Origin of the sequence: Flaviramulus multivorans (assembly GCF_021728415.1) — a bacterium.
GTDB lineage: Bacteria > Bacteroidota > Bacteroidia > Flavobacteriales > Flavobacteriaceae > Sabulilitoribacter > Sabulilitoribacter multivorans.
The window spans coordinates 644,838-659,406 of sequence record NZ_JAKKDV010000002.1 but is presented as its reverse complement, the minus strand read 5'-3'; the positions used below and the strand labels follow the sequence as shown (position 1 = coordinate 659,406).

15 protein-coding genes are annotated in these 14,569 nt (G+C 31.0%); 3 read left to right on the top strand and 12 right to left on the bottom strand.

What is annotated here, in order from left to right; translation table 11 throughout:
* Positions 1–8: 8 nt before the first annotated feature.
* Positions 9–428: a (4Fe-4S)-binding protein gene (locus tag L3X39_RS07780; RefSeq protein ID WP_237231210.1), complete on the top strand. Its 420-nt coding sequence runs from the start codon at positions 9–11 to the stop codon at positions 426–428.
* Positions 429–578: 150 nt separating this feature from the next.
* Here L3X39_RS07780 and L3X39_RS07775 read toward each other — a convergent pair whose 3' ends face one another.
* Positions 579–1,241, bottom strand: coding sequence for a hypothetical protein (locus L3X39_RS07775; RefSeq protein ID WP_237231209.1), 663 nt, complete (start codon positions 1,239–1,241; stop codon positions 579–581).
* Positions 1,242–1,273: 32 nt separating this feature from the next.
* Between L3X39_RS07775 and L3X39_RS07770 the strand changes: the two genes are divergently transcribed.
* Entirely contained in the window at positions 1,274–2,074 is an 801-nt protein-coding gene (locus L3X39_RS07770; protein ID WP_237231208.1) for a class I SAM-dependent methyltransferase, read from the top strand.
* Positions 2,075–2,207: 133 nt separating this feature from the next.
* On the opposite strand, the gene L3X39_RS07765 is transcribed toward L3X39_RS07770, so the two are convergent.
* From L3X39_RS07765 to L3X39_RS07745, 5 genes are all read right to left on the bottom strand, one after another.
* Positions 2,208–2,663: a DUF6265 family protein gene (locus L3X39_RS07765; RefSeq protein WP_237231207.1), complete on the bottom strand. Its 456-nt coding sequence runs from the start codon at positions 2,661–2,663 to the stop codon at positions 2,208–2,210.
* Between the two features lie 74 nt (positions 2,664–2,737).
* Positions 2,738–3,550 (bottom strand): helix-turn-helix domain-containing protein, encoded by an 813-nt coding sequence (locus tag L3X39_RS07760; protein WP_237231206.1) that lies wholly within the window; start codon positions 3,548–3,550, stop codon positions 2,738–2,740.
* 117 nt (positions 3,551–3,667) lie between these two features.
* On the bottom strand, positions 3,668–4,324 hold the full coding sequence (gene msrA / locus L3X39_RS07755) for a peptide-methionine (S)-S-oxide reductase MsrA (protein ID WP_237231205.1): 657 nt from the start codon (positions 4,322–4,324) through the stop codon (positions 3,668–3,670).
* Between the two features lie 139 nt (positions 4,325–4,463).
* Positions 4,464–5,243 (bottom strand): zinc ribbon domain-containing protein, encoded by a 780-nt coding sequence (locus tag L3X39_RS07750; protein WP_237231204.1) that lies wholly within the window; start codon positions 5,241–5,243, stop codon positions 4,464–4,466.
* A gap of 3 nt (positions 5,244–5,246) precedes the next feature.
* Entirely contained in the window at positions 5,247–6,341 is a 1,095-nt protein-coding gene (locus L3X39_RS07745) for a Nif3-like dinuclear metal center hexameric protein (RefSeq protein WP_237231203.1), read from the bottom strand.
* A 150-nt stretch (positions 6,342–6,491) separates the two neighbouring features.
* Here L3X39_RS07745 and lpxK point away from each other — a divergent pair, with 150 nt between their 5' ends.
* Positions 6,492–7,496 carry a tetraacyldisaccharide 4'-kinase gene (gene lpxK / locus L3X39_RS07740; RefSeq protein ID WP_237231202.1) on the top strand — a complete coding sequence of 335 codons (1,005 nt, stop codon included), beginning with the start codon at positions 6,492–6,494 and terminating at the stop codon, positions 7,494–7,496.
* On the opposite strand, the gene L3X39_RS07735 is transcribed toward lpxK, so the two are convergent.
* The 6 genes from L3X39_RS07735 to L3X39_RS07710 form a co-directional block, all read right to left on the bottom strand.
* Positions 7,486–9,687 (bottom strand): ATP-binding response regulator, encoded by a 2,202-nt coding sequence (locus L3X39_RS07735; protein ID WP_237231201.1) that lies wholly within the window; start codon positions 9,685–9,687, stop codon positions 7,486–7,488. The genes lpxK and L3X39_RS07735 overlap by 11 nt on opposite strands.
* 63 nt (positions 9,688–9,750) lie before the next feature.
* Positions 9,751–10,767, bottom strand: a complete 1,017-nt coding sequence (gene gap, locus L3X39_RS07730; protein WP_237231200.1) for a type I glyceraldehyde-3-phosphate dehydrogenase — start codon at positions 10,765–10,767, stop codon at positions 9,751–9,753.
* A gap of 3 nt (positions 10,768–10,770) precedes the next feature.
* Positions 10,771–11,649, bottom strand: coding sequence for a lipoyl synthase (gene lipA / locus L3X39_RS07725; RefSeq protein WP_237231199.1), 879 nt, complete (start codon positions 11,647–11,649; stop codon positions 10,771–10,773).
* A 48-nt stretch (positions 11,650–11,697) separates the two neighbouring features.
* Complete coding sequence (locus L3X39_RS07720; protein WP_237231198.1) at positions 11,698–12,912, bottom strand: NRAMP family divalent metal transporter; 1,215 nt, start codon at positions 12,910–12,912, stop codon at positions 11,698–11,700.
* Positions 12,913–13,458 (bottom strand): RNA polymerase sigma factor, encoded by a 546-nt coding sequence (locus tag L3X39_RS07715; protein ID WP_237231197.1) that lies wholly within the window; start codon positions 13,456–13,458, stop codon positions 12,913–12,915.
* On the bottom strand, positions 13,449–14,564 hold the full coding sequence (locus tag L3X39_RS07710; protein WP_237231196.1) for a glycosyltransferase: 1,116 nt from the start codon (positions 14,562–14,564) through the stop codon (positions 13,449–13,451). The genes L3X39_RS07715 and L3X39_RS07710 overlap by 10 nt, the downstream gene beginning before the upstream one ends.
* Between the last annotated feature and the right edge of the window lie 5 nt (positions 14,565–14,569).

Below are 14,569 nucleotides of genomic sequence, written 5' to 3'. Positions count from 1 at the left end.
TTTTAGCTATGAGTAAAACAAAAGAATATTCAAATGGCGACGTTACTATTGTTTGGGATGCCAAAAAATGTATCCATTCTGGAATTTGTGTTAAAGGGTTACCAAAAGTTTTTAGACCAAAAGTAAGACCTTGGATTAGAATTGATAAGGCATCAACTGAAGATTTGGTCAATCAGGTAAAACGTTGTCCTTCTGGAGCATTAAGTTTTTATATGAATGCTGAAGAAGATAAAACAGCTGAATCTTTGGATGCTAAAGTTGAAGTTTTAGAAAATGGGCCATTGTTAGTTTACGGTACATTATCCGTAATGCATAAAGATGGTTCAACCGAAATTAAAAATAAAACAACCGCTTTTTGTAGATGTGGTGCTTCAAACAATAAACCTTATTGTGATGGAACGCACGTAAAAAATAATTTCGCAGGATAACATGTTATAAAATTGAAAAGCGCATCAATAAACTTTAATTATTGATGCGCTTTAGTATATATAGGCGCATAAAGCGGAAAATACTATTTATATCTTATATACGTATTATAGTCGAAATTCGGATGTTTTAATTACAAAAATCTCAAAAATTTATTCTAAAGTTACACTCACATCTGTAAATTCTAGATTCCAAGTTCCTTCGTTGTTCTTATGATCTAATGCTATTTTTATACCATTAAAATCTTGATAATTTTCAAACGTATTTGTTAGCGAGGGTTCTTCTTGGTTTCCACGTCTAAAAACCCATTCTTTAATTATATAATTAGTATCATAAAAAATATCATAGGCATCACCAGGAGTGTAACCGCCTTCATTGGTGTAAGTTATCGTTATTTTATTTAATTCAGATTTACTTATTGGAGCCACTTCTGTTACAGGTTCAGAAATGAACGCACTTTTGTCCCAAACCAATTGAAAAGGAATTAATAACCAAAATTTATCATTTATAAAAGCTTGATCAACTTTTATAGATAAACTATCAATCTGTTTTCTGTTATAATTAATAGTGTCCGTTTTAGTCATTAAAGTAATGTTATTAGTTTTAGGTTGCCATTTCCAATGTCTGTTACCTCTGAAATTAAAATTAATTTCCGAAACGTTTTTCCAATTTTCAAAACCATGCGCTTGAGCAATTTTTTCAGCAACGGTTAGTTCTTTTTTAACTATTTCAAGTTCATCTGTTTTCGATTCTGAATTTTGTTTGCATGAAAGTGAAATACAAGTTAAAAATACAAGAAGGAGTAATTTTTTCATAATTTAGTTTTTTGTAAAGATATGATTTGAAGATGAATGCTAACGAAAATTATTTTAAAACTAATAGGGAAACTTGGAATAATAAAGTAAAAGTACACGCCAAAAGCGAGATGTATGATGTAGAATTATTTAAGAAAGGCAAATCTTCGTTAATGCCTTATGAGCTGGATGCTTTGGGTAATGTAAAAGATAAAAGAATATTGCATTTGCAGTGCCATTTTGGGCAAGACACTTTAAGTTGGAGTAGGTTAGGAGCGATATGTACAGGAGTAGATTTGAGTAATGAAGGTATAAAACTTGCCAAAAGTTTGAATGATGAATTGGGTTTGGATGCTGAGTTTGTTTGTTGCAACGTTTTGGATACCTCAAGACACATAAAGGAAACGTTTGATATTGTTTTTACTAGTTACGGTGTGATTGGTTGGCTACCCGATTTAAAGCCTTGGGGTAAAATGATTTCAGAAAAACTAAACAAAGGCGGTACTTTTTTTATAGCTGAATTTCACCCCATAGTTTGGATGTTTGATTATCTGGAAGGTAAACCAATTATGACATATGGATATATGCAAGATGAGGTAATTTATGAGGAGTATGAAGGTACTTATGCCAACCAAAATTCTAAAATGGTGAGTAAAGAGTATGGATGGAATCATGGATTGGGTGAAGTTGTTAATGCTTTAACTGAAGCTGGTTTGCATATTGAGTATTTAAGGGAATATGATGAAAGCCCATATGATGTGTTGCCCGGTTTGATAAAAACAGATTCAGGAATGTTTGTGACAAAAGATAAATTATATCCGTTGATTTTTACTTTGAAAGCTACAAAGCTTTAAGAAAGACTGGTTTGATTGACGTGTACGAGTGTAATTTTGCCAAAACAGCCCTGAATTAAATCAATATTTTTAAACTAGAGATTTTTATCGTTGATGTAATTTCTTCCGATATAACCTATTCCTTTAGAATCAATTAGTTTATCTGCTTTATTAATTTATATGAAAATCCTTTATCATTTTCACCCAAAACAGAAACGTAAAGTTCACTATCACTTAATACTTTATATTGGACTTTTTTGGGAAAATCATGTTCAGGGTTTTCAAATGAAAACAAATTATTTTCAAATGTCTTTAATTTAAAAGGAATGCCTTTTCCTTGGTTTTGATTAAATACAGTTGGGGTATAAATTATTTGATTTTCTATTATTTTTATATCGATATCTTCCGATATAACTTTTTCTCCATTTTTTAATTTGTATGAATGTCCAACAAGTTTATCGTCCTTTTTCTCCCAAGATTCATAACTTTCTTTATTCTCTATTTTCCATGTTCCAATTAGAAATTCAACCTCATGAAGAGAAGCGTTTTGGCTGCATCCACTATTTGTAGCCAAGATTAATAAACAGATAAATAAATTGATTGTTTTCATCACTTTTAATTTTAGAGTTTAGCGGTGTAAATGTAGAATCAAATCTTTAGTAAGCATTGTAAGAACCCGACAAATCATTTCTTCAAGAAAAAGTTAGCTAAATTCTTTTCAAAAAAACTATACTTAGAAGGATCTTCTCCAGTAAACTCCTTAAAGTTTTTGATAAAGTGCGATTGGTCATAATAACCAGTAAGAAAAACTATATCGGACCAATCAATTTCATCTAGTTGTGCCAACTTGAAAATATGAGAAAATCGAATAATTCTACTGTAGTATTTAGGAGATAACCCGATTTTTGTTCTAAAATAACGCTCCAAACTTCTTTCACTAATTCCAACTTCTCTTTGAATAGTTTTTAGCTCCGTTTTTCCTTTTTTCTCAATAATCAACTCAACGGCTTTTTGTCCTTCAAAATTTATTAAATCTAGGCCTAAAAGATATTCAATAAACCAATGTTCAATTTTTATCACTTTTTCATCAAAGGACAATGAACCTACACTTATCTCTTTGACTGGCATAATTGTCTCTAATACCTTATCAGGGACTTCAATTACTTTATCCGTCAATCCAGACATTTCAATCTTAAACAATTCGTTTAATCCCCACGGTTGAAATTTTATTCCAAAAATTTTACTTTTTCCAGTATTCTCAAGAAAAAAATGATTCTTTATTTGGCCAGCAATTAGGTTTCGCCCTTGAGTTTGCCATACTCCATTAATATTGGTTCTGTAGCAATCACCAAAGTGAAAAATTAGTTCGGGATAACCATCGGGAATTATTTTTTCTCTAACAATTGATGTGTTTTCTTTATTATCAATTTGCCAAAAGCTTTTGATTATTCCAGATATCTTTGGAGAAGCGTCTTTTTGAAAATATATTTCCTCCATGGTTGTGGTTGATATGACGATATAAAGTCCTTATAATAGTAAATTCGGTTAAGGACAAGTAATCGATGATAACTGAAATTTTCTTCAGAGTCAAGTTTACTATTCAGGTGGGTTTTTCTAGTGATTCTCCTTTAAAACCTCTGGCATTTTTGCCTTAAATCGATTTAGTCTTGGAATAGAAACATTGATGATATAACTGTTATTGGGGTTTCGTTTTTCATAATCTTGATGATAATCTTCAGCTACCCAAAACTTTTGAAACGGATATACTTCCGCAGCAACTTTTATATTTTGTTCAGTTTCTATGGATTCTATTTTATTTAATATAATTTGCTTTTGCTTGTCATTTTGATAAAATATAATGGAACGGTATTGAGATCCTCTGTCATTACCTTGTCCGTTAACTTGGGTTATATTTTGCGACGCAAAGTAAACATCTACGAGGGTTTCAAAACTAACAATTGTTGGGTCATAAATAATCTCTACGGCTTCGGCATGACCTGTTCTGCCTGTATTGCTAGCTTCATAGGTTGGGCTTTTAGTATGTCCGCCAGAATATCCAGAAATAGATTCTTCAACGCCTTTTACACTTTCATAAATAGCTTCTACACACCAAAAGCATCCGCTTGCAAAATATGCACGCGCTTTACCATTTTTTATAGGTACTTCAATAGGTTCAGCATTAATAATTGAGAGTTGTTCTTCTTTATTTTGAGCTTGATTTTTACAACTAAAAGTTGAGGTGATAAGCAAAAGCAGAATTAATTTTTTCATGTGTTTTTAGTTTCTTTTATAAGACGTAGTAAAATAAGAAACCTTAACCGCAAGTGTGTAAAAGTTTTATTAAAATTTGCTTTAAATAAAAAAGCCTTCAGAATTAGTGAAGGCTTTTGAAATTATGTTTTAGGATGCATTAAAGTTTTGCAAACAACTTTTGCATTTTTGTTTTTTGTTCTTCAGCTAGTGCAGCATCAACTAAAATTCTACCACTATGCTCGTCAGTAATTACTTTTTTACGAGATGCAATTTCTACTTGCACTTGTGGCGGGATAGTAAAGAAAGATCCACCAGAAGCGCCTCTTTCAATTGGTACAACCGCTAAGCCATTTTTTACGTTTCTTCTAATTCTACTATAGGCAGCAACTAAACGCTCTTCAATTTGTTCTTTATATTCAGCAGATTTAGCAATTAAAGCTTGCTCTTCTTTTTCGGTTTCTGCTAAAATGGCATCTAATTCACCTTTTTTGTGTTTTAAATGTGTTTCACGTTCTTTTAAACGCTCTTTAGTTTCAGCAATAACTTCTTTTTTCTGCTCAATTTGAGCTTTAAATTCTTTGATATGCTTTTCAGCCAATTCAATTTCTAACTCTTGAAATTCAATTTCTTTAGTTAAAGAATTATATTCTCTATTGTTTCTAACATTTTTTTGTTGCTCGCTATATTTTTTAATTAAAGCTTTAGACTCTTCAATTAAATTCTTTTTACTTGCGATATCATTGTCGATAACCTCTAAATTAGAAACCAATTTTTCTAATCTTATATTTAATCCAGCTACCTCATCTTCTAAATCGCGCACTTCTAAAGGAAGTTCTCCACGTACATTTCTTATTTCATCTATACGAGAATCGATGAGTTGTAAATCGTAAAGCGCTCTTAAACGCTCTTCTACAGTTGCTTCTTTCTTATTAGCCATACTTTAAAAATACTTAACAGGATTGGTATTTGTTTTTGATAAAATGATTGCAAAATTAGTAATTTTTTTTGTAAGATACCCTACTAAAAGATTTTTTGTGAATTGTTCGCTTTCATAATGTCCAATATCAGCTAATAGAATGTTATTTTCTGCTGAAAAAAAGTCATGATACTTTAAATCGGCAGTTATAAATGCATCAGCTCCAGAGGCTTTAGCAGCTTGTATGGCAAAACTGCCTGAGCCTCCTAAAACAGCTACTTTTTTAATTTTTTTATTCAAGAATGAAGAATGCCTTATACATGGAGTGTTCATTTTAGATTTTAAATAAGTTAGAAAGTCTGATTGCTCCATACCTTCTTTTAATTCACCAATCATTCCCATGCCAATGTGCTGATTTTTGTTTTCCAAAGTGGTTACCTCATATGCTACCTCTTCATACGAATGGGTTTTAAAAAGTGTTTTAAGGACTTGAGACTCTAAATGTTTTGAATATGTAATAGTAATTTTAGTTTCTTCTTCTTTGTGTGTAATCCCTTTTTCTCCCTTAGTTGGGTTAGATTTTTCATTCCCTTGAAACGTTCCGTAGCCTTCTACATTAAAACTACAGTTGTTATAATTACCAATACTACCAGCACCAATATTAAATAAAGCAGTCCTTAATTGCTCCGCTTCGTTTTTAGGTACATAAGTAGTTAACTTCTTTATGGTTTCCGTTTGCGGGATTAAAATTTGTTTGTTTGTTAATTCAAGTTGATTGCAAATCATATCGTTTACACCTTGCAAAGCATTGTCTAAAGCCGTATGAATAGCATAAATAGCAATTTCATGCTTAATAGCTTTCATAACCACACGTTCTACATAACTATTGCCAGTAAGTTTTTTTAAACCTTTAAATATAATAGGATGAAAACTTACTATAAGATTGCAGTTTTCGGCTATTGCTTCATCTACAACTGCCTCAAGCGTATCTAGAGTTACTAACACACCCATAACTTTGGTGTTTTTGTTTCCTACCAAAAGTCCAACATTATCAAAATCTTCAGCATAAGCTAAAGGTGCTAGTTCTTCTAAGTGGTTTATAACGTCTTGAACAATCATTATTATTTTCGGGTATGGGTTTGAAACAAATATAAATATTATATTTTCACAAGGAATAAATTATTTTAATGGACTTGTGTAATCTTCATTGATTTGATAATTATTATATTTCACGTTTGATAACTATTCAATCAAATTGATTTCGTTGTAATGAAAATTTTGCGATATATATTATTTCCTTTTGTACCTATTTATTATTTCGTGACTTGGATGCGAAACAAATTATATGATTGGGATATTAAGAAAAGTGTTTCATATAATTTTCCAGTTATTTGTGTTGGAAATTTAAGCGTTGGTGGCACTGGTAAAACCCCTATGATTGAGTACTTAGTTGAACTTTTAAAAAATGATTATAAGGTAGCAACATTAAGTAGAGGTTATAAAAGAAAGACAACGGGATTTCAGTTGGCTAATAAAGCTTCAAATGCTGATTCGATTGGTGATGAACCATTTCAATTTTATAGCAAATTTAAAAATGATATTCTTGTAGCTGTTGATACTGACAGACGAAATGGAATTAAACAATTAAGTAGCCTAGAGAATTCTCCAAGTATTATCTTGTTAGATGATGCGTTTCAACACAGAAAAGTAAAGGCAGGTTTTAATATTTTATTGACAACTTATAACACCCCGTATTTTAATGATATTGTTTTACCAACTGGAAATTTAAGGGAACCTAGAAGTGGAAGCAAGCGTGCTGATATAATTGTGGTTACGAAATGCCCAAACACTCTAACTGAAGGCGAGAAATCAGCTTTTTTAGAAAAAATAAAACCTAGAAGTAATCAGTATATTTTTTTTAGTTCTATTAGATATGCTGATAAAGTAATTTCTCAAAACTCAATCAAAAATATTGATGCTTTACAAAGGTTTACCTTAGTTACAGGTTTAGCAAATGCGACACCATTGGTAGACTTTTTAAAGGATAAGGGTTTAAAGTTTGAACACTTAAACTTTAAAGATCATCATAACTTCACACAGAGTGATTTGGAAGTATTAAAGTCTAAAGAAATAATTGTTACTACTGAAAAAGATTTTATGCGACTTCAGCATTATGAGTTTTTAAAAACCAAGTTATTTTACTTACCTATTACAGTAGTAATAAACGAAGCTGAAAAGTTTGATAAGCTAATTGAAAATTTTGTTAAGCACTAGCCGACTGGTCTTTTTTACTGGCTAAAGCATTGTAAAGTTTCTTTTCGAATTCTTCTTGCTTGAATGGTTTTGGAATAATATCCGTAAAACCAGCTTCTTCAAATTCATGCATTTTGTCTTCAATGGTTACAGCAGTAAGAGCAAATATAGTAAGCGCTTTGTCAAACGATCTAATAATTTTGGTAGCTTCTATACCACTAATTCCAGGCATATGAATATCCATTAAAATAATATCGTATTTATTAGCCTTTACTTTTTCTACGGCATCTTCACCATTATCAACAATTTCGCAATAAAGCTCCATTTTTGTTAAAATTTTCTTGGTAATCATTTGGTTTATTTTGTTGTCTTCAACTACCAAAATTTTAACGTTCTTAATGTCTATATCGTCTTTATTACCATCAAAATAAGAAACTTTATTCTTTAACGATTTTTTAGAACTAGTATATTCTAAAGGAATTTCAAAATAAAAAGTAGTTCCAACATCAAGTTCGCTTTTTACATAAATTTTACCTTTTAAAATATCAATTAAACCTTTAACGATGGATAAACCTAAACCAGTACCTCCGTATTTTCGGTTAATTTGTATAGAGCCTTGTGAGAAGCTTTCAAACATATGGTCTTGTTTTTCTTGGCTAATACCAATACCATTATCTTCAACCTCAAAACGCAAGGTGTACATTTTATCTTTTTCTTCAATTTTATAAACCCTTATCCAAATATCACCGTCTTTTGTAAACTTAATGGAGTTACCAATAAGGTTTATAAGTATTTGCGATATTTTGAGTTGGTCGGCTACGTAATTTTCAGGTAAATCTTTGTCATACTCAAAATGAATTTTAACATTGTTTTCGTTAGCCGAATTATTTAATGCTAAAATGATATTGTTGATTTTCTTTTTTAAGTTGAAAGGTTCTGGTTCAATATCAACTTTATTGGCTTCAATTTTATTTATTTGAAGGATGTCATTAATAAAAGTAAGTAGATAATCTCCAGAGAATTTTAAAGATTTTAAATGCTGAATTTGCTCAGGTTTTGGGTTTTCTTCCAGCAACATATTACTTAACCCCGTCACAGCATACAAAGGGGTTCTTAGCTCATGGGTTACCGTTGAAAGGAAATTTGCTTTTGTTTTTGACGCTAATTCTGCTTTTTCTTTTGCTACAATAAGCTCCGCATTTTTTTTGTGAAGCATATTATTAGTTTTTAATCTTATGTTATTATTTTTGTATAATGATAACGTTAAAAGCGATAAAATAGTAATTAAGGCAACACTTAAAATAGAGATTAAGGTACCTAAGTTTTTATCATCTTCAGCTTTTTCAAGTTTTTGAACAACCTCTTTATTTTTTTCAATGGCGTCATTTAACAAATATTGTGTTTCTTGTTCTTTAGGCGAATTGATTCTTGTTAATGTTTTTATGGAGTCTGAAATAACTAAGTGTTGACTTAAATAATCCCTAGATAACTTAAAGTTTTCGGTTTTTTCATATATACCACTAATGATAAAGTAACCTTCATTAAGGATACCAATAAAACCATTATTTTTTGCTATTTGAATACCTTCGTTTGCTAAAGACAACGCTTTTTCATCATTATCTAATTTACTATTAATTAATGCTTGATTAATTAATGCTTCACTTTGTATTTTTAATAAATTATCTTTTTTTGCGATAGCTAATGCCTGTTCTATAATATCTCGAGATTTTCTGTAATTTTTTAGAAATTTATATGTTTTACCTTCATTTAGTAGGGTTTCGGCTAAGTCTGCATTTAAGTTTTCTTCCTGAAATTTAGATTTGGCAGCTGTGTAAGAATCTAGCGCTTGGTAATAGTCTTTTTTGGCTAAATAAACATCACCAAATATTTTATATGATTTTCCTAAATTTTCGTTGTCGTTTATAATACGCTGTACTTCAACGGCTTTATTTAAAGATTTTATAGCTAAATCATATTCTTCAAAAATAAGTTGTAGCCTACCTTTTAAGGCATAAATAATACCTAAACTCTTTTTATTATCTACTTTTTCAGCAAGTTCTAAAGCATCATCTAAATTCTTTTGTGAATTAAAATAATTATAGTTTTCTAATTCGGTGATGGATTGTGCTATGCGGTAATTAATATTATTTTGCGCTATTTCAGGGTCATCATCAATAGTTTTTTGCGCAAAAATACTAATGCTGAGCAGCATTAATATAACGAATATGTGATTTTTTAAATGGGACATATTATTAATTAATATCGACAAATATAATTATTTTATCGATAAAACGCATTTTTTTTCCGATAAATTACATATTAAGTCAATAATTCGTTGCGAATATCCTGTTTCGTTATCATACCAACCAATAATTTTTACCATGTTACCAATAACTGAAGTCATTTGAGCGTCAAACACGCAAGAATGTGTGTTTCCAACAATATCAATCGAAACTATAGGGTCTTCTGTATATTCTAATATACCTTTAAAATAATTGTTTGAGGCTTTCTTAAAAGCCATATTAATATCATCAATAGTGACTGTTTTTTTTACATTGAATGTAATATCAGTGAGCGATCCGTTAATAACAGGTACTCTAATACCACAACCTCCAATAACATCGGAAAGATTTGGGAAAATTTTTGTGAGTGCTTTTGCAGCTCCGGTTGTTGTTGGTACAATCGATTGACTCGCTGCTCGTGATCGTCTAAGATCTCTATGAGGTTGATCGTGTAAGCTTTGGTCAGTCGTGTAAGAGTGCACCGTAGTAATATATGCTTGGTTAATACCACAAAGTTTATTAATGATATCAATCATTGGGGCAGCATTATTGGTGGTACAAGATGCGTTGGAAATAATAGTTTCTGTCCCATCAATACAATCATCATTAACGCCTAAAACAATAGTTTTTATATCGTCTTCAATAGGAGGTACGCTTAAAACAACTTGTTTTGCACCATTTTTTATATGATAATTTAGCTCTGTCGTCGTTTTGAATTTTCCAGTTGATTCAATAACAAAATCGACATTATATGGTTTCCAATTTATCTCTTTTGGATGTTTATGATTTAATAGAGGAATCTCCTTATTATTTATTATTAGTTGATTTTCAGTATGCGAAACCTGACCTTTAAAAATTCCGTGGACGCTATCATATTTTAATAAATGACTTAAGGTTTTTGCATCTGCCAAATCATTTATAGCAACTACCTGTATGTTTTTAGAGTCTTGTAATAACCTAAAAACACGTCTACCAATTCTACCAAAACCATTGATAGCAACTCGAATCATAAATTAATGAATATGTTTTTGAGCTCTGTAAGAAGATCTTACCAAAGCACTACTCTCTACATGACGAAACCCTAATTCTAAACCAATTTCTTCATACTCTTTAAATTGGTCTGGATTTATAAATTGTTTTACTGGTAAGTGTTTTTTGCTAGGTTGTAGATATTGCCCAATAGTAACAACATCAACATCGTTAGCTTTTAAATCGTTAAGGGTTTGAATAACTTCTTCACGAGTTTCACCCAAACCAAGCATAATTCCAGATTTTGTTCTTCTTTGCCCTTGTTGTTTTAAGTATTTTAAAACGCCTAAACTTCTGTCATATTGTGCTTGAATTCTTACTTCACGAGTTAAGCGACGCACAGTTTCTATATTGTGAGATACCACTTCAGGAGCTACATCAATTATTCTATCAATATGTTGCTCAATACCTTGAAAATCAGGAATTAGAGTTTCAAGTGTGGTTTCAGGGTTCATCCTTCTAACAGCTTTTACTGTTTCGGCCCACATAATGCTGCCCATATCCTTTAAATCATCTCTATCTACACTGGTTAAAACCGCGTGCTTAATTTTCATGATTTTTATGGAACGTGCTACTTTTTCAGGTTCATCCCAATCTACAGTTTCAGGACGTCCAGTTTTTACCCCGCAAAATCCACAAGAACGAGTGCAAATATTACCTAATATCATAAAGGTTGCAGTACCTTCTCCCCAACATTCACCCATATTCGGACAGCTTCCAGAAGTACAAATAGTATTTAATTTATACTTATCAACTAGACCTCTTAATTCGGTATATTTTTTTCCTGTAGGGAGCTTAACGCGAAGCCATTTTGGTTTAGGTGTTCGTTCTGGTAATATATTTGAAGCTGTTTCGGTATTCATATCAATAACATAAAGCCACAAAGATACGAAGTATTCTTTTAAATAATCCTATAAAGTAGTGAGATACCAAATGCTAAAACCAATCAAAAAAGTAATGCCTAACCAACTTAAAATATGTAGATATTTAGAGGGTCTCCAAGCTTTTGGAGTGTGTTTGCTTGAAATTAATTTGTAATTAATTATAGCATAAAAAGGAGCTGTTATAAAAGATAAAATAGTAGCAATTTCCACCAATAATCCCATTTCTGAGGCTAAAAATATAAAAATAGCCACAGTACCAACGGATAACAAAATTATCCAAAACATATAGTTCAATTTGGAGTTTTTATTAAAAAGCAACTGAGTAGTTTTTGCCATGGCTCTTGGTGAAGCATCCAAGGTAGTAAGAGTAGTGCTAAACATAGTTGTAAACGCCGCAATTCCAATAATTACGTAAGCCCATTTCCCTAGACTCATGGTATACATATTAATTAACTGACCTGAGAAAACACTGGCCGAGGTGCTAAATGCTTCTCCACTATTAAACATAACCAAAGTGCCTAAAAGAACAAACCCAACGCCTAAAGCTATGGTACTTACATATCCTACGTTGAAATCGAAAATAGCAGATTTTGTAGAATATTTTTCAGGTTCTTTGTTTTTTTCAATAGCCCATAACGATTGCCAAACCGAAATATCTAAAGGAGCAGGCATCCATCCCATAAAAGCAATTAAGAATGCGATTTCTAAACTGTTTTCTGGGAAAACCTGTTTTAATGAAACAGGATTAGTATTATTATAAAAAGCGAAAACAACGGCGGCTATAGTGCTTATTGATAAGGTTATGATGATAATTTTCATCAATTTGTCTAGCAGTTTATACTTACCAAAAATTAATAATGATAAACATATTAAAAGAATAATAACCGTCCATAATTTAATGCTTATAAGACCTCCAAAAAGGCTAGAAGCTAAACCCGCCGTTACAATGGTTACAGCTGTTTGGATGGTAAACATCGTTGCTAAACTTAGTATGAAGTAAGCAATTAAAACACCTTTACCGAGTTTTTTGTAGCCATCTAATAAGCTTTCGCCAGTTGCTGTGGCATATCGTGGACCAAATTGAAAAAAGGGATATTTGAATAAATGAACCAAAAGCAATGCCCAAATTAAACCTAAACCAAAATCGGCACCTGCTCTAGTGGATTGTACTAAATGAGAGACACCTATTGCTGCACCAGCAAACAATAATCCTGGACCTAAGTTTTTTAGCTTTTTTACCATTTATTTTTCTCTAATAATTTCGGCTAGTAACTTTTTAGCACGAAGCAACTTAACTTTCACGTTATTAATAGGCTCGTTAAGTTCTATAGATATTTCCTTATAGCTAAGTTCTTGAAAGTAGCGGAGATTAATCACTTCTTGGTAATGAGGTTTAAGCTTTTTTATATCACGAAGTAATTTAGCTAAATGTTGCTCGGTTATAAGATTATCTTCAGGTGAAGGCGATTCGTCTAAAATTTGAAATGCTTCTCTATCATTTTTAGAAATTACTTGAGAAATGGAATTTTTTTTCTTTCGAAGTAAATCAATATGAATATTCTTTGAAATGGTAATTAACCAAGTTTTAAACTTGAATGATTCATCAAAAGTTTCAATTCTGTCAAATGCTTTTGAAAAGGTTTGTATGGTAATATCCTCGGCGTCATTTTCGTTTTCGGTTCGCTTTAATTGAAACCCATAAACATCATCCCAAAATGTATCCAATAAAAAATTAAATGCTTTTTGGTCGTTCTTTTTAGCGCGCTTAATAGCTTCCTCTATTTCCAATGGTTAGGTTTTGAAATAAGATTGTTTATAAAGATAGTTAATTGTGTAAAAATTAAAAAGATTTCTAAAAAAGGCACAAACAATAACAAGTCGAACTCTCTCAATTTTTTTGATGAAAACCAAAATACAATATATTTTACGGTAAGTAATAGCAACATTAAACTGCAAACTATAAGCCATTTAAAAGAAGATATAAGAAGAATTAAAGCAAAAATCCAAAACAAAAATTGAGAGCTATAAATTAAAGTTAATAAGGCTTTATGCTTAAATTTATAATAGCTGGCAGTCGAAACATGGCGTCTTTTTTGCTTAAACCAATCTTTAAAGGTAGTTTTTGGAGTAGATTCAGTAAAACTATTTTCAGAAAGACAAATAGCCGTATTTACATTGGTTGCTACCTGATTTACAAATAAATCGTCATCTCCTGAGCGCACCTGAATATGGTTTATAAACCCATTCGCATTAAAAAATTCTTGCTTAGTATATGCTAAATTTCTACCAACACCCATATAGGCTAACCCTAATTTTGCAAATGAAAAATAATGTATTGCAGTTACTAAAGTTTCAAAACGAATAAGCTTATTTAAAAAAGACTTTTTAATTTTTGAATAAGCTCCATAGCCTAAAACAATTGTTTTTTCACTATTAAAGTATGAAACCATCTCACTTATCCAATGTTTTGATAGAGGTTTGCAGTCTGCATCTGTAAACAATAAAAAATCGTTGGTCGACGCTTTTATACCCAAGGTTAGAGCATATTTTTTGTTACCCCAAAAAGCTTCAATACCTTTCACATCCACTATTTTGATGTTTTTATGAAGTTTTTGAAAACTTTGCATAACTTTTAGAGTTTTGTCATGGGAAGCATCATTTATTAAGACTATTTCAAAATTTGGGTAATCTTGATTAATAATAGAAGGTAAAAATACTTTTAAATTTTTAGCTTCGTTTTTAGCGCAAATGATTACGGATACTGGGATTTTGCTCTTTGAAGTTTGACCTATGTGTTCAACAAATGCAAACCTTCCAAAGAAAAAAATGTAAAAAATAACCTGAATTAAAACAACTACAATAAATGCGTAGAAAATAGCATCAAGAAACCCCATGTAGT

What these genes read in the sequence shown, in the direction of transcription:
- L3X39_RS07780 (WP_237231210.1), top strand. Translation starts at nt 9, where the DNA reads ATGAGTAAAACAAAAGAATATTCAAATGGCGACGTTACTATTGTTTGG.
- L3X39_RS07775 (WP_237231209.1), bottom strand. Translation starts at nt 1,241, where the DNA reads ATGAAAAAATTACTCCTTCTTGTATTTTTAACTTGTATTTCACTTTCA.
- L3X39_RS07770 (WP_237231208.1), top strand. Translation starts at nt 1,274, where the DNA reads ATGAATGCTAACGAAAATTATTTTAAAACTAATAGGGAAACTTGGAAT.
- L3X39_RS07765 (WP_237231207.1), bottom strand. Translation starts at nt 2,663, where the DNA reads ATGAAAACAATCAATTTATTTATCTGTTTATTAATCTTGGCTACAAAT.
- L3X39_RS07760 (WP_237231206.1), bottom strand. Translation starts at nt 3,550, where the DNA reads ATGGAGGAAATATATTTTCAAAAAGACGCTTCTCCAAAGATATCTGGA.
- msrA (WP_237231205.1), bottom strand. Translation starts at nt 4,324, where the DNA reads ATGAAAAAATTAATTCTGCTTTTGCTTATCACCTCAACTTTTAGTTGT.
- L3X39_RS07750 (WP_237231204.1), bottom strand. Translation starts at nt 5,243, where the DNA reads ATGGCTAATAAGAAAGAAGCAACTGTAGAAGAGCGTTTAAGAGCGCTT.
- L3X39_RS07745 (WP_237231203.1), bottom strand. Translation starts at nt 6,341, where the DNA reads ATGATTGTTCAAGACGTTATAAACCACTTAGAAGAACTAGCACCTTTA.
- lpxK (WP_237231202.1), top strand. Translation starts at nt 6,492, where the DNA reads ATGAAAATTTTGCGATATATATTATTTCCTTTTGTACCTATTTATTAT.
- L3X39_RS07735 (WP_237231201.1), bottom strand. Translation starts at nt 9,687, where the DNA reads ATGCTGCTCAGCATTAGTATTTTTGCGCAAAAAACTATTGATGATGAC.
- gap (WP_237231200.1), bottom strand. Translation starts at nt 10,767, where the DNA reads ATGATTCGAGTTGCTATCAATGGTTTTGGTAGAATTGGTAGACGTGTT.
- lipA (WP_237231199.1), bottom strand. Translation starts at nt 11,649, where the DNA reads ATGAATACCGAAACAGCTTCAAATATATTACCAGAACGAACACCTAAA.
- L3X39_RS07720 (WP_237231198.1), bottom strand. Translation starts at nt 12,912, where the DNA reads ATGGTAAAAAAGCTAAAAAACTTAGGTCCAGGATTATTGTTTGCTGGT.
- L3X39_RS07710 (WP_237231196.1), bottom strand. Translation starts at nt 14,564, where the DNA reads ATGGGGTTTCTTGATGCTATTTTCTACGCATTTATTGTAGTTGTTTTA.